The sequence below is a fragment of the Humibacillus xanthopallidus genome, from assembly GCF_006717145.1.
Lineage (GTDB): Bacteria > Actinomycetota > Actinomycetes > Actinomycetales > Dermatophilaceae > Humibacillus > Humibacillus xanthopallidus.
Map to the genome: position 1 here is coordinate 1,139,417 of NZ_VFQF01000003.1, position 14,482 is coordinate 1,153,898.

General features: G+C 71.2%; 10 protein-coding genes. 6 read left to right on the forward strand and 4 right to left on the reverse strand.

What is annotated here, in order from left to right; translation table 11 throughout:
* Nucleotides 1-3: 3 nt before the first annotated feature.
* From FHX52_RS23235 to FHX52_RS23255, 5 genes are all read left to right on the forward strand, one after another.
* Nucleotides 4-1,611: an NADH-quinone oxidoreductase subunit M gene (locus FHX52_RS23235; RefSeq protein WP_141824862.1), complete on the forward strand. Its 1,608-nt coding sequence runs from the start codon at nt 4-6 to the stop codon at nt 1,609-1,611.
* On the forward strand, nt 1,608-3,227 hold the full coding sequence (gene nuoN / locus FHX52_RS23240; RefSeq protein WP_281288051.1) for an NADH-quinone oxidoreductase subunit NuoN: 1,620 nt from the start codon (nt 1,608-1,610) through the stop codon (nt 3,225-3,227). Before FHX52_RS23235 ends, nuoN begins: the two co-directional genes overlap by 4 nt.
* A gap of 34 nt (nt 3,228-3,261) precedes the next feature.
* A complete protein-coding gene (locus FHX52_RS23245; RefSeq protein WP_141824680.1) occupies nt 3,262-4,272 on the forward strand; it encodes a polyprenyl synthetase family protein in 1,011 nt (336 codons plus the stop codon).
* Between the two features lie 452 nt (nt 4,273-4,724).
* Nucleotides 4,725-5,897 (forward strand): alanine racemase, encoded by a 1,173-nt coding sequence (locus FHX52_RS23250; RefSeq protein WP_141824681.1) that lies wholly within the window; start codon nt 4,725-4,727, stop codon nt 5,895-5,897.
* A gap of 1 nt (nt 5,898) precedes the next feature.
* Nucleotides 5,899-7,215, forward strand: coding sequence for a D-arabinono-1,4-lactone oxidase (locus tag FHX52_RS23255; RefSeq protein ID WP_246070353.1), 1,317 nt, complete (start codon nt 5,899-5,901; stop codon nt 7,213-7,215).
* A 198-nt stretch (nt 7,216-7,413) separates the two neighbouring features.
* On the opposite strand, the gene FHX52_RS23260 is transcribed toward FHX52_RS23255, so the two are convergent.
* Both FHX52_RS23260 and FHX52_RS23265 read right to left on the reverse strand, forming a co-directional pair.
* Entirely contained in the window at nt 7,414-8,823 is a 1,410-nt protein-coding gene (locus FHX52_RS23260) for a class II fumarate hydratase (RefSeq protein ID WP_141824683.1), read from the reverse strand.
* Nucleotides 8,824-8,831: 8 nt separating this feature from the next.
* Entirely contained in the window at nt 8,832-10,328 is a 1,497-nt protein-coding gene (locus tag FHX52_RS23265) for an MFS transporter (RefSeq protein WP_141824684.1), read from the reverse strand.
* Nucleotides 10,329-10,501: 173 nt separating this feature from the next.
* Between FHX52_RS23265 and FHX52_RS23270 the strand changes: the two genes are divergently transcribed.
* A complete protein-coding gene (locus FHX52_RS23270) occupies nt 10,502-12,244 on the forward strand; it encodes a sialidase family protein (protein ID WP_141824685.1) in 1,743 nt (580 codons plus the stop codon).
* 99 nt (nt 12,245-12,343) lie between these two features.
* On the opposite strand, the gene rarD is transcribed toward FHX52_RS23270, so the two are convergent.
* Together rarD and FHX52_RS23280 are read right to left on the reverse strand one after the other, a co-directional pair.
* Nucleotides 12,344-13,291 carry an EamA family transporter RarD gene (gene rarD, locus FHX52_RS23275; protein ID WP_141824864.1) on the reverse strand — a complete coding sequence of 316 codons (948 nt, stop codon included), beginning with the start codon at nt 13,289-13,291 and terminating at the stop codon, nt 12,344-12,346.
* An 83-nt stretch (nt 13,292-13,374) separates the two neighbouring features.
* Entirely contained in the window at nt 13,375-14,478 is a 1,104-nt protein-coding gene (locus tag FHX52_RS23280; RefSeq protein ID WP_425460128.1) for a 2-oxoacid:ferredoxin oxidoreductase subunit beta, read from the reverse strand.
* Between the last annotated feature and the right edge of the window lie 4 nt (nt 14,479-14,482).

The following is a 14,482-nucleotide window of genomic DNA, read 5'->3' on the forward strand; positions in this document are numbered from 1 at the left end:
GCAATGTCCACCGTCCCCTGGCTGACGATCCTCGGCCTCATCCCGCTCGTCGGCGCGCTGCTCGTCGCCTTCGTGCCGGGGAGCGCAGAGACCGCCAAGCGGATGGCTCTCGGCTTCTCGATCGTGACGCTCGTCGTCGGCATCATCGCCGCGACGCAGTTCGACCGGAGCTCGAGCGCGCAGTTCCAGCTCGGTGAGCAGCACTCGTGGATCCCGCAGTTCGGCGTGAGCTACGCGCTCGGCGTCGACGGGATCGCCCTCGTGCTCATCCTCATGGCGCTCGTGCTGACGCCGATCTGCCTGCTGGCGGCCTGGCACGACGTGCCGGAGGAGGCGGGCCCCCGCGGGGGTCAGCGTGCGAAGACCTACTTCGCCCTGCTGCTCGTGCTCGAGACCTTCATGGTGGGGGTCTTCGCCGCGACCGACGTCTTCCTGTTCTACGTCTTCTTCGAGGCGATGCTCATCCCGGTCTACTTCCTCATCGGCCGCTTCGGTGGTGCGCGCAGGCAGTACGCCGCGATGAAGTTCCTCCTCTTCTCGCTCGCCGGTGGCCTCGTCATGCTCGTCGCCGTCATCGCCCTCTACCTCCAGGGCCCGGGCGGCACCGACGGCTTCCTCATCGAGCGGCTGACGGGTCTGTCCATCGACCCGACGACCGAGCGCCTGCTCTTCGTCGGCTTCTTCCTCGCCTTCGCGGTCAAGGCGCCGATGGTGCCCTTCCACACCTGGCTGCCCGACGCCGCCACCGAGTCCACGCCGGCCACGGCGACGCTGCTCGTCGGCGTGCTCGACAAGGTCGGCACGTTCGGGATGATCCGCTTCTGCCTGCAGCTCTTCCCCGAGGCGAGCCAGTGGGCGACCCCCGTGGTCGTCGTGCTCGCCGTCATCTCCGTGATCTACGGGGCGCTGCTCGCGATCGGCCAGACCGACATGATGCGGCTCATCTCCTACACCTCGGTCAGCCACTTCGGCTTCATCGTGCTCGGCATCTTCGCCTTCACCTCCGTCGGCCAGGGGGGCTCCACGCTCTACATGGTCAACCACGGGTTCTCGACGGCGGCGCTGTTCCTCTTCGCGGCGATGCTCGTGAGGCGACACAACAGCAACAGCAAGCGCATCGGCGACTACGGCGGGTGGCAGCGGGTCACGCCGGCCCTCGCGGGGATCTTCCTCATCGCGGGCCTGTCGGGCCTCGCGCTGCCGGGCCTCTCGAGCTTCGTCTCGGAGTTCCTCGTGCTCGTCGGGTCGTTCTCGACGCAGCCCGTCGCCACGGTCATCGCGACCTCCGGCATCATCCTCGCCGCGCTCTACATCCTGCTGATGTTCAAGCGGGTCATGACCGGCCCGAAGCCGGAGGAGCTCGTGGCCGACGGTGTCACGGTGGATGACCACTGGCGCAAGTCGTCGGGTGGCACGACGGTGCGTGACCTCACGACGCGCGACAAGCTCGTGGCGGCTCCGCTCATCGCGGCCTTCGTCGTCCTCGGGTTCCTGCCGAACATCGCGCTGACCTTCATCAACCCGGCGGTCGACAAGACCCTGTCGCACGTCCAGCAAGCGATTCCGTCCCTCAACCCGGCCGGCACCGTGGCCGAAGGGAGCTCGAAGTGACCGCCGCCGTTCTGCCGGCCCTGTCGAACCTGTCGACGCTACCGGCCGCGTTCCAGGCGTCCGAGGTCAACTACGTCGCGGTGATGCCGCTGTTCATCGTGTTCGTCACGGCCCTCATCGGCGTGCTCGTCGAGGCGTTCATGCCACGCGAGCGTCGCCACCGGGTCCAGGTGAGCGTGGCGGTCGGCGGTCTCCTCGCCGCGGCGGTGTCGATCTTCTGGGCGAGCAGCAACCTCGGCCTGACGATGGGTCTGTCCGACGGGTCGACCAACCGGTCGCTCTTCGCGCTGGCCATCGACGGTCCGGCCCTGTTCCTGCAGGGCGCGATCCTGCTCATGGGCATCCTCGGCGTGCTGACCATGGCGGAGCGCTTCGGCGGCGTCGGACCCGACGCCTTCACGCCGAGCGGTGCATCGACTCCCGGCTCGCCCGTCGAGACCGCGGCGACCCGCGCGGGAGCCCTCACCTCCGAGGTCTTCCCGCTGACGGTCTTCGCGATCTTCGGCATGATGCTCTTCCCGACGACGAACGACCTCATCGGCATGTTCGTCGCGCTCGAGGTGCTCTCGCTGCCGCTCTACATCCTCACCGGCCTGGCCCGGCGTCGTCGCCTGCTCTCGCAGGAGGCCTCGCTCAAGTACTTCCTGCTCGGTGCGTTCAGCTCGGCCTTCTTCCTCTTCGGCACGGCCCTGCTCTACGGCTACGCCGGGTCGGTCTACTTCGGTGACCTGTCTTCGGCCATCAGCACGGCGCCGCTCGCGATGAACGGGCTGCTCCTGCCGGGTGCCTTCCTCGTCTTCGTCGGCCTGCTCTTCAAGGTGGGCGCCGTGCCGTTCCACGCGTGGACGCCCGACGTCTACCAGGGCGCCCCGACGCCGGTCACCGGCTTCATGGCGGCCTGCACCAAGGCGGCTGCCTTCGGCGCGATCCTGCGCCTCGCCTACGTCGGGCTCGACACGGCCCGCTGGGAGTGGAGCAATGCCCTCGTCATCGTGGCACTGTTGACGATGGTCGTCGGGTCGGTGCTGTCGGTGACGCAGACCGACATGAAGCGACTGCTCGCCTACTCCTCGATCGCGCACGCGGGCTTCATCCTCGTCGGCGTGCTCGCCTTCGACCGGACCGGTGTGGGGGCGGTGCTCTTCTACATCGTCGCCTACGGCTTCTCGACGATCGCCGCCTTCGCCATCGTCTCGCTCGTCCGCCAGAACGGCGCCGAGGCGACGCACCTCTCGCAGTGGGCCGGCCTCGGCAAGGCTCACCCCGTCGCGGCCTCGGCTTTCGCGTTCCTCATGCTCGCCTTCGCCGGCATCCCGCTGACGTCGGGCTTCGTGTCGAAGTTCGCGGTCTTCTCCGCGGCTGTCGGCTCGGGTGCCACCGGCACCGTGCTCGCCGTCGTCGGTGTGCTCTGCAGCGCGATCACGGTCTTCGTCTACGCCCGCGTCATCGTGCTGATGTTCTTCAGCGAGGCTCCGGCGGAGAAGGTCGAGGTCGTCACGCCCTCGGCCATGACGACGTTCTCGATCGCCATCGGCACCCTGACCACCCTCGCGCTCGGTGTCGTGCCGGCCTCGCTGCTCGACCTCGCTGACCGTGCCTCGCAGTTCGTCCGGTGACGGTGGCGAGCAGGCGGCCGCGCACCGGGGTTCGATGACGCCGCACGCGACCCCACCGGTCCTCTCGATCCCCGGCGCCACGCCTGAGCTCGCGGCGCGGCTCAGCGACGGCCTCGACCGGGTCGACGCCCTGCTGCGTGAGGTCGTCGACCACGACGACCCGTTCATCGCCAAGGCGTCGGGCCACCTCGTCGCGGCCGGCGGCAAGCGCTTCCGGCCCCTGCTGACGCTGCTCGCCGCCGAGCTGACCGGTGGCATCAACGACGACGTCGTGCGCGCTGCCGCGGGTGTGGAGCTGACCCACCTCGCCTCGCTCTACCACGACGACGTCATGGACGAGGCGCAGCTGCGTCGGGGCGTGCCCGCGGCCAACGTCGCCTACGGCAACTCGACGGCGATCCTCGTGGGCGACCTGCTCTTCGGCAAGGCGTCGGAGCTCGTCGCGGGGCTGGGCGCCGAGGCTGTGCTGATCCAGGCGCAGACCTTCGTCCGGCTGTGCTCGGGTCAGATCCGCGACGACCGCCCGCCGAGCGACGAGGTCGACCCGGTCGGCTACTACCTCGACGTGCTCGCCGACAAGACGGGCGTGCTCATCGCCACCGCAGGCCGCTACGGCGTGATGTTCTCCGGCGGTGACGAGTCGACGGCGATGCTCATGCGCGACTACGGCGAGAAGGTCGGCATCGCCTTCCAGCTCGCCGACGACCTCATCGACATCGCGTCCGACGCGGAGGAGACGGGCAAGACCCCCGGCACCGACCTGCGCGAGGGCGTCGACACGCTCGCCGTGCTGCGGGCCAAGGAGTCGACCGACCCGGCCGACGCGCGGCTGCTCGAGCTGCTCCACGCCGACCTGTCGGCCGATGACGACGGCGTTGCCGAGGCACTGGCCCTCCTGCGGGTGCACCCTGCGCTCGCGCAGGCCCGCGAGGAGACGTATGCCGTCGCGCGCGCTGCTCGGGCCCTGCTCGACCCGCTGCCGCCGAGTGACGCGAAGAGCGCCCTGCAGGCCCTCGCCCTCTCGGTCGTCGACCGCGTCGGCTGACCAACCGACAGCGCACCCCCACCCGCACAATCGAGAGAGCACTTCGTCGGCCCACGCGGGCCCGGGCCTCTGGGCGGCATACGGCAATCGAGAGCGCAGTTCGTCGGGCCCCCACAGCCGACGAAGTGCTCTCTCGATTGGTCGAGGGATCTCGACCGGTGGGGGAGCCCGCGTGCGCGCGGATGCCGGGTCAAGACGGCATACAACAAATCGAGAGAGCACTTCGTCGGCCCACGCAGGCCCGGGCCTCTGGGCGGCATACGGCAATCGAGAGAGCAGTTCGTCGGGTTCCCCACGGCCGACGAACTGCTCTCTCGATTGGTGAAGGGCTCTCGACCGGTCGAGAGAGCATTCGCCCCACGACGAACTGCTCTTTCGATTGGTGGAGGAGGCTGGTCGCTCTTTGGGGGGATGGGGTCTGCGCTTTCGAACTGGGCAGTAGGGTGCGATCCATGTCTCGCCGCCTGCCTGCGCCCGTTGCCGCGCGCCTGTCGAGCGCGACGCGCGACCTGCCCGCGCCGCTCGCCGTCGTCGACCTCGACGCCTTCGACGCCAATGCCGCCACCCTCGTGGGCCGGGCGCACGGGCTGCCGATCCGCATCGCGACGAAGTCGCTGCGCAGCAGGCCCCCCATCGAGCGCGCGCTGGGCCACGACGGCTTCGCGGGCCTCATGTGCTACGCGGTGCCGGAGGCGCTGTGGTGGGCCAGGGCGGGGCACGACAACCTCATGGTGGCCTACCCCAGCGTCGACGTGCCGGCCCTGACGGAGCTCGCCGCCGACCCGGCGCTGACGGCCGCGGTCGCCGTCATGGTCGACAGCATCGAGCACGTCGACTTCATCGCCCGCCACGTCGAGGGGCACTCAGGGCTGCGCGTGGCCGTCGACGTCGACTCGTCGCTGCGCATCGGCCCCGCCCACCTCGGCGTGCGTCGCTCGCCGACGCGCACCCCGCAGCAGGTCGAGGCCATCATCCGCCGGGCCCAGGAGCGCGGGCTCGTCGTCGCCGGCCTGATGTTCTACGACGCACAGATCGCCGGCCTGCCTGACTCGTCGCCCGCCGTGCGGCAGGTCAAGGCCCGCTCGCACCGCGAGCTGCTGGCTCGCCGGGCCGAGATCGTCTCTGCGGCAAGGGCGTTCACGGACCTCGACTTCGTCAATGGCGGGGGCACCGGGAGCCTGCACGTCACGGGTCTCGACCCGTGCCTAACCGAGCTGGCTGCAGGGTCGGGCCTCTACGCACCGACGCTCTTCGACGGCTACGACGGCCTCGTGCTCCAGCCCGCCGCCTTCTTCGGCACGCCCGTCGTGCGCCGGCCGGCGGAGGGCTTCGTCACGGCATACAGCGGCGGCTACATCGCCTCGGGGCCGCCCGGGTGGTCGCGGGTGCCCGCGCCGCTCGACGAGCAGGGCCTCGAGCTCGTGCGCACCGAGGGGACGGGCGAGGTCCAGACACCCCTCAAGGGAGCCGCCGCCGACGCGCTCTCTCTGGGCGATCGGATATGGTTCCGCCACGCCAAGGCGGGCGAGCTGGCCGAACGCTTCAGGGAGTTCGTCCTCGTGGCGGGCGATGAGGTCGTCGGGCGAGCCGCGACCTACCGTGGAGAAGGGCAGTGCTTTGGGTGACGTGACACCAGCCGTCCGGCGGGTCGAGTGGAGCAACTGGGCCGGCACCGAGTCGACGCGGCTCGTGCGGGTCGCGACACCGCGCAACGAGGCCGAGGTCGTCGACGAGGTGCGCGCCGCCGCGGCACGGGGCCTGCGCGTCAAGGCGATCGGGGCCGGTCACTCCTTCACCGGCGTCGCCGTCACCGACGGGCTCCAGCTGCGCCTCGGCGCCTTGAGCGGGGTCACGTCGATCGACGCCACGCGCGGCGAGGCGACGGTCCGCGCCGGCACACCGTTGCACGTGCTCAACGAGGAGCTCGCCGCCTTCGGGTATGCGTTGCCCAACCTCGGCGACATCGACCGCCAAAGCATCGCCGGAGCCACCGGCACCGGCACCCACGGCACCGGGCTGCGCCTCACCGGGCTCTCCGCCGGCATCCGCGCGGTGCGTCTCGTGCTCGCCGACGGGTCGGTCGCCGCCTGCTCGCCGACCCAGGACCCGGAGCTCTTCCAGGCGGCCCGCCTCGGCCTCGGCGCGCTCGGCATCGTCACCGAGCTGACGCTGGCCGTCGTCCCCGCATTCCTGCTCCACGCGGTCGAGAGGCCGGAGCCGCTGCACTCGCTCCTCGAGCACGTCGACGACGCGGCGCAGGACAACGACCACTTCGAGTTCTACTGGTTCCCGCACACGGACCGCACCCTGACGAAGCGCAACAACCGCGTGCCGGCCGGGACTCCCGCGAAGCCGCTGCCCGCGTGGCGTGAGCGGCTCGACGACGACCTGCTGTCCAACCGCCTCTTCGAGGTGACCAACCGCATCGCCACGCGCCTGCCCCGGGCGACGAAGGGCATCAACGCCCTCGCGTCGCGCGCGCTCAGCGAGCGCAGCTTCACCGACGCGTCGCACCGCGTCTTCGTCACCGCCCGCGACGTGCGCTTCACGGAGTCGGAGTGGGCCTTCCCGCGGCACGCCCTGCGTGACGTCCTGCTCGAGCTGCGCGACTGGATCGACCGGCACGACGAGCGCATCTCCTTCCCGGTCGAGTGCCGGGTGGCCGCCGCCGACGACGTCTGGCTCTCGACCGCCTACGAGCGCGAGAGCGCCTACATCGCGGTACACCGCTACCACCGGCAGCAGCGGGGCGGCTACTTCGACGCCTTCGAGGCGATCGCCACCGCCAACGGGGGACGGCCGCACTGGGGCAAGATGCACACCCGCGGGGCGGACTACCTGCGCAAGAGCTACCCGCGCTTCGACGACTTCGTGGCCGTGCGAGACCGGGTCGACCCCGAGCGGCGCTTCGGCAACCCCTACCTGGAGCGCGTGCTCGGCTGATCGCGGTCAGCGGCTGCATGCCACCACCTCCGTATGCCGTCGCCTCGCTCCCAGCCCCTCTGTACTGAGTCGCGTGGAGACGCAGTCACGACGTGAGTCACGGGCCGGCTCAACGCAGAGCGGACCGGCCAGGGGAGCCCGCCCCAGTGAGCCGACGGGGGAGTCAGCGGGGGAGCCGTCGGTATGTCCAGCGGACGGTCACTGCTCCCGGCGGGGGCGGGCCATGGCGAGCACGTCGAGGGCCTCGTCGAGCTGCTCCTCGGTCAGCTGCCCGTCGGCGACGTGCCCCCGTTCGATGACGACCTCTCGGACACTGCGCCGCTCGGCGACCGCCTGCTTGACGACGGCCGCAGCCGCCTCGTAGCCGATGTAGCGGTTGAGCGGGGTGACGATCGAGGGTGATCCCTCGGCGAGGGCACGAGCGTGCTCGACGTCGGCAGTGATCCCGTCGACGCAGCGGTCGGCGAGCAGCCGGCTCGTGCTCGTCATGAGGCGGATCGACTCGAGGACGTTCTTCGCGATGACCGGCAGCATGACGTTGAGCTCGAAGTTGCCGGCGGCCCCGGCCATCGTGACGGTGACGTCGTTGCCGATGACCTGCGCGCACACCATCAGGGTCGCCTCGGGGACGACCGGGTTGACCTTTCCGGGCATGATGCTCGACCCCGGCTGCAGGTCGGGCAGGTGGATCTCGCCGAGGCCGGTTCTCGGCCCGGAGCTCATCCAGCGCAGGTCGTTGCAGATCTTCGTCAGGCTGACGGCCACGACCTTGAGGGCGCCGGAAAGCTCGACGACGGCATCCTGGGCCGACTGGGCCTCGAAGTGGTCGGCCGCCTCGCGCAGAGGGAGGCCCGTCGCCTCGGCGACCTTGGCGATGACGGCCGCGGCGAAGCCCGGCGCGGCGTTCAGCCCGGTGCCGGCCGCGGTGCCGCCGAGGGGCAGCTCTGCCGTCGCCTCGGCCGCCGAACGGACTCGAGCGGCACCGAGCTCGACCTGGCGCCGGTAGCCACCGAACTCCTGCCCCAACGTGACGGGCACGGCGTCCATGAGGTGGGTGCGCCCGGCCTTGACGACGTCGGCGAACTCGTCCTGCTTGCGTCCGAGCGCGGCGGCGAGGTGGTCGAGCGCGGGCGCGAGCTCGCGGACCGCCCCGAGGGTCGCGGCGATGCGCAGCGCGCTCGGGAAGGTGTCGTTGCTCGACTGACCGGCGTTGACGTGGTCGTTGGGGTGGACGTCGACGCCGGTGCCGAGGTGGGCGATCCGCGCGAGCACCTCGTTGAGGTTCATGTTGGTCGACGTGCCAGAGCCGGTCTGGAAGACGTCGACCGGGAACTCGCCGTCGTGCCGTCCGGCAGCCACCTCGCGGGCGGCGGCCGCTATCGCCGCGGCGCGGCGGCCGTCGACGATGCCGAGCTCGGCGTTGACCTCGGCGGCCGCGGCCTTGAGGAGGGCGAGCGCGTGCACGACCTCAGCCGGCACGGGCTGACCGCTGATCGGGAAGTTCTCGACGGCTCGAGCCGTCTGGGCGCCCCACAGGGCCGCCGCCGGGACCTCCACGTCGCCCATCGAGTCGTGCTCGATGCGGACGTCCGGCTCCGTGTCGCTCATGCCCCCCATCATGCGCGCTCCGGCTCCGGCTCGGCTGCATGGGCCATGGCATGCCCGGGGCATCCCTCCGCACCGGCGCACGACCAGCCGGCTGGGGCCGGCGCCACCCGCGGGGCGGCCTGCGCGATCGGGTTGCGGATGAGCAGCCACGACAGGGCGCCGCCGGTGGCGAGCATCCCGGAGCAGATCCACATCGCCGACGTGTAGGCGGCGGAGAAGGCCGCCGGCTGGGCGTAGTCCTCGCCCGTGAGCCCCAGGACGGCCGGCAGTGCGGCGACCGCGAGCAGGCTCCCTGCGCGCGCGACGGCGTTGTTGACGCCACTGGCCACACCGGCATACCGGTCGGGGGCGGCGTCGAGGACCGTGGCGGTGAGGGGGGCGACGAGCAGCGTGAGGCCGAGGCCGAAGACCGTGACGCCGGGCAGCACGCCCGTCCAGTAGCTCGAGTCGGCGTCGACGCCGGCCAACAGTGCGGCGCCGGCCGCGCAGACGAGCGGGCCGAGCGTCATCGGCAGCCGCGGGCCGATGCGCGCGGCGAGCCGACCGCCCCTTGCGGCGAGCAGGAGCATGAGGACGGTGATCGGCAGGGTCGCGACCCCGGCCGGGAGGGGTCCCCAGCCGAGCACCGTCTGCAGCTGGAGGCTGAGGAAGAAGAAGAGGGCGCCGAGGGCGGCATACACGAGAAGGGTCATCGCGTTGGCGGCGCTGAACTGGCGCGAGGAGAAGAGGTCGAGCGGCACGAGCGGGTGGGTGCTGGCCCGCTCGACCGCGACGAAGCCCGCGGCTGCTGCCACTCCGAGACCGGCGACGACGAGGGCGAGACCGGCGCCGAGCGAGGCGTGCTCGATGAGCGCGAAGGTCGTCAGCCCGAGGGCTGCCGTGGCGAGCAGCGCTCCGACGACGTCGAACTGGTCGGACGCGAGGTCGTCACGACTCTCCGGCACCGCCACCTGCGCCACCCACACGGTGGCGATGCCGATCGGCACGTTGAGCAGGAAGGCCCACCGCCAGGACGCGTACTCGACGAGCCAGCCGCCGACGAACGGGCCGATGGCTGCGGCCACGCCGCCGAGCCCCGACCAGGCGCCGATGGCTGCCGCGCGGTCCTCGCGTCGGAAGCTCGCCTGGAGGAGGGCGAGGCTGCCGGGAGTCAGCAGCGCACCGCCGACCCCTTGCAGCACCCGAGCCACGACGAGCTGCCCCGGGGACTGGGCCAGGCCACAGGCCACGGACGCCGCGGTGAACCAGATGACCCCGATGACGAATACCCGCCGCCGCCCGAAGCGGTCGCCGAGCGAGCCTCCGAGCAGGATGAGCGACGCGAGGGCCAGGAGGTAGCCGTTGGTGATCCACTGGAGGTCAGCCATGCTCGCGCCGAGCTCAGCCCCGACGCGGACGAGGGCGACGTTGACGACGGTGCCGTCGAGCATCACCATCCCCGAGCCGAGCACGGCTGCGGTGACGACGAGCCGCCCGGCGCGAGAAGCGAGGCTGAGGTCGCTCACCCGCGCAGTCTGTCACGCGACTCGCGGCCACCGGCCCGAGCGACCCTGCGGAGATTCGTCGAAATACGTGGGGTCCTCGGGGTGCCCTTCGGCACCGGATAGGCGGACCCTGAGAAGTGGCCGCCAACGCGCACGCGCGCCGACGACCTCCACGTCCATCCAAAGGAGGAGTCATGGGTCACCCCCGAATCCTGCCCGCAGTCCTGGCGAGCGCCGCGCTGGCGCTGACCGGGTCTGCGGCAGCCCTGGCCTCACCGCCACCACCACCGTCGGACGTCCTTGTCAACGTCGCCAGTCCGCCCACCCCGTTCTCGCAGAACAAGCAGAACGAGCCGGCCGTCGCCATCGACGCCCACGAGCCGAGCGTCGTCGTGTCCGGCGCCAACGACGAGATCGACGAGGAGTCCTGCGCGGCCGGCGACCCGACCACGTGCCCCTTCACCGACGGAGTCGGTGTCTCGGGCGTCTACTTCTCGTTCACCGGGGGCTCGAGCTGGACCCAACCGACCTACCAGGGATTCACGGCGCGCAGCTGCATCGGCCCCGCCGCATGTGCTCCCACGACGGGCCCCATCGGCACCCTGCCGAAGTACGCCGAGAACGGCCTCGTCTCCGACGGTGACCCGGCGGTGGCCTTCGGGCCGCGACCCGGGTCCGACGGGTCGTTCTCGTGGGGCAACGGGTCACGCCTCTACTACGCCAACCTGACCTCGAACTTCCCGACCTCCCCCGCGTTCAAGGGCTTCGAGGCGATCGCGGTCTCGACGACGGACAACGCGCGTGCCGCCGCCGGCGGCGACGCCTCGGCGTGGAAGGCCCCGGTCCTCATCTCGAAGCAGTCGTCGACGACCTTCTCCGACAAGGAGCAGGTGTGGGCCGACAACGCCGCGTCGAGCAGGTTCTTCGGCAACGTCTACGTCTGCTGGGCCTCGTTCGTGAGCAACAGCCGCGGAAACGCCCTCCCCACCCCGCTCGTCGTCGCCCGATCGTCCGACGGCGGAGCGACGTGGACGACCAAGCAGGTCGGGCCGGCGTCTGACAACGGCATCAACCAGCAGGCCGACGGCTGCACGATCCGCACCGACAGCGCGGGCAACGTCTATGTCTTCGGCCAGGGCCTGCGGGGTGGCCAGCAGCTCCAGCTCATGTACCGCTCCACGGACGGCGGCGCCCACTGGAAGGGCCCGCAGACCGTGGCTGACAGGACGAGCCCGGGCGTCACGGACCCCGTGCTCGGACGCCCCACCATGGACGGCATCGCCGGCGCCCGCGTCGACCTGGCCGCCGGCCCGAGCGTGGACATCGCCAACGGTGCCCCCTCCGGCACCGATGCCACCGACCAGATCGTCATGACCTGGGCGGATGGCACTGACGGACTCGACAACGAGAAGCTGCTGTGGACGAGCTCGACCGACGGCGGCGCCTCGTGGTCCCCTCCGAAAGCCCTCGATCTGCCGACAGGAGACCGGCCCGTGTACACCGCACCGGCGCTCTCGCCCGACGGCAAGGACCTCTATGTCGTGGACAACGCCTTCACGACGCCCTACCGCAACGACACGAGCACCGTCCGCGGGCTCGTGGGCCAGCTGTGGCACGCCAACGTCGTGGGCGGCATACCGAGTGGGTGGACCTCGCTCGACCGCAGCGCCGTCGGGGACCCGCGCGGCACGAGCCAGAACGGGCTCACCGCGGAGTTCCTCGGTGACTACGTCTACGCGAGCGCCACGCGGGACGGCGTCGTCGGCGTGTGGAACGACGCGTCGCACGCGGAGCACTGCACGGCGATCGACAACTACCGCGCGTCGCTCTACACGTCGTCGCCGACGGCCCCACCGGACGTCATCGGCTCGTGCCCGTCGACCTTCGGCAACAGCGACATCCGGGGAGGCATGTGGGCCGACCCCACGACTCCCTGACCCGTGAGGTGCGCGTGCCCGGGCAGCAGCCGTATGCGGCAGGGCTGCCCGGGCAGGCGCACGACGTCTCGTCCGTGCTGGGGCCTTGGCCCCGGAGGCTCAGCTCGGGCAGTCGTTGACCGGCAGGTCGCGCTGGGCGGCGCGGTTGGCGCGCAGGCTGCCGAGGGAGTCGATCGTCAGCACGATGAGCGCGAGCCACACGAAGCCGAAGCCGACCCAGCGCTCCGCGGGCATGTGCTCTCCGAGCAGCAGGACGGCGCAGAGCAGCTGCATGACCGGCGTGATGAACTGGATGAGCCCGATCGTGACGAGTGGGATCCGCCGGGCCGCAGCGGCGAAGCAGAGCAGCGGCAGCGCGGTGACGACGCCCGACAGGACGAGCAGGCTCGTGTGCCACGCGCCGTGCTCTCCGAAGGCGAGCCCACCCTGCCTGCCGACGACGAGCAGCGCGACGACCGCGACCGGCGCGAGCACGACGGTCTCGACCGTGAGGCCGTGCAGCGCCTCGAGGCTGACCCCGACCTTCTTCTTCGTCAGCCCGTAGAGCGCGAACGACAGGGCGAGGGTCAAGGCGATCCACGGCACCCGGCCGCCCGTGACCGCCAGGTAGATGCCCGCGGCGACGCCGATGCCGACCGCGACCCACTGGAGCCGGCGGAGGCGCTCGCCGAGCACGACGACGCCGAGCGCGACCGTGACGAGCGGGTTGAGGAAGTAGCCGAGCGCCGCCTCCGACGTGTTGCCCGACGTCACCGCCGCGACGTAGACGACCCAGTTGATCGCGATGAGGACCGCGGCGACGGCCGTTCCGGCCAGCAGCCTCGGGCGGCGCAGCAGGGGGCCGACCCAGTCGAAGTCGCGTCGCACGAGCAGCACGAGCGCGCAGAAGAGCATCGTCCAGAGGATCCGGTTGGCGAGGATCTCCCATGGTCCGGCGGGCTTGAGCGCGTCGAAGTAGAGCGGGAAGAGCCCCCAGATGCCGTATGCCGCGAAGCCCAGCAGCACCCCGCGCCTGACCTCGTGCGGTGGCGTGGCACCGCCGACCAGGTCCGCGCCGACCGGGCCGCCGAGGTCGGCGACGGCTCGGGTGTCGCCTCGGGTGTCGCCGGCTGCCCTCGTGTCGCGGGAGCTCACGCCCCCACGGTCCAGGTGTCCCGGCCGGCGAGGAGGGCGTCGATGTCGGCGTCGGTGACCGCGCCCGTGCGGGCGGAGGCGATCTGCTCACGCAGCGAGTCGTCGTAGGTGGGGCGGCTCACGTTGCGGAAGATCCCCATCGGCACGTGGCCGAGGTCGGGGGAGTCGAGGCGCGAGAGGGCGAACGCGGCCGACGGGTCGTCGGCGCCCGGGTCGTGCACGACGATGCGAGCCGGGTCGGCCTCACCACGCGGGGTCACGGTCATGACGCCCTGGTCGTCGCGCACGACGACGGTGTCACCCGCCGCGACCTCCTCGCTGGCGGTCAGGTGCAGGATGCGCGCGGCCGCCTCGGTGCGGTCCTTGAGCACGTCGAAGACGCCGTCGTTGAAGATCGGGCAGTTCTGGTAGATCTCGACGAGCGCCGACCCACGGTGCTCGGCCGCCGCGCGAAGCACCGACGTCAGGTGCTGGCGGTCGGAGTCCATGGTGCGCGCGACGAAGCTCGCCTCGGCCCCCAGCGCGAGCGACACGGGGTTGAAGGGCCGGTCGAGCGAGCCGAGCGGGCTCGACTTCGTGACCTGCCCGACGTGCGAGGTGGGGGAGTACTGCCCCTTCGTCAGGCCGTAGATCTCGTTGTTGAAGAGCAGGATCTTGAGGTTGACGTTGCGCCGCAGGGCGTGGATGAGGTGGTTGCCACCGATCGAGAGGGCGTCGCCGTCACCGGTGACGACCCAGACCGAGAGGTCCTCGCGGGTGGCCGCGAGGCCGGTCGCGATCGCCGGTGCCCGGCCGTGGATCGAGTGCATGCCGTAGGTGTCGAGGTAGTACGGGAAGCGCGAGCTGCAGCCGATGCCCGAGACGAAGACGATGTTCTCGCGCTTGAGCCCGAGCTCGGGCAGGAAGCCCTGGACGGCGGCGAGGATCGCGTAGTCGCCGCACCCCGGGCACCAGCGCACCTCCTGGTCGGAGGTGAAGTCCTTCTTCGTGAGCGCGGTGCCGTCCGCAAGGCGGGGCACACCCGTGGTGCCGGTCGCTGCGCCCTGGGAGTCGACGGACACGGAGCCCGAGCCGGACGGCATACCGAGGTCGACGGGCAGGTCG

Bases quoted from the DNA above. Each gene is read 5' to 3' on its own strand.
- FHX52_RS23235 (WP_141824862.1), top strand. From the start codon at position 4: ATGTCCACCGTCCCCTGGCTGACGATCCTCGGCCTCATCCCGCTCGTC.
- FHX52_RS23245 (WP_141824680.1), top strand. From the start codon at position 3,262: ATGACGCCGCACGCGACCCCACCGGTCCTCTCGATCCCCGGCGCCACG.
- FHX52_RS23250 (WP_141824681.1), top strand. From the start codon at position 4,725: ATGTCTCGCCGCCTGCCTGCGCCCGTTGCCGCGCGCCTGTCGAGCGCG.
- FHX52_RS23260 (WP_141824683.1), bottom strand. From the start codon at position 8,823: ATGAGCGACACGGAGCCGGACGTCCGCATCGAGCACGACTCGATGGGC.
- FHX52_RS23270 (WP_141824685.1), top strand. From the start codon at position 10,502: ATGGGTCACCCCCGAATCCTGCCCGCAGTCCTGGCGAGCGCCGCGCTG.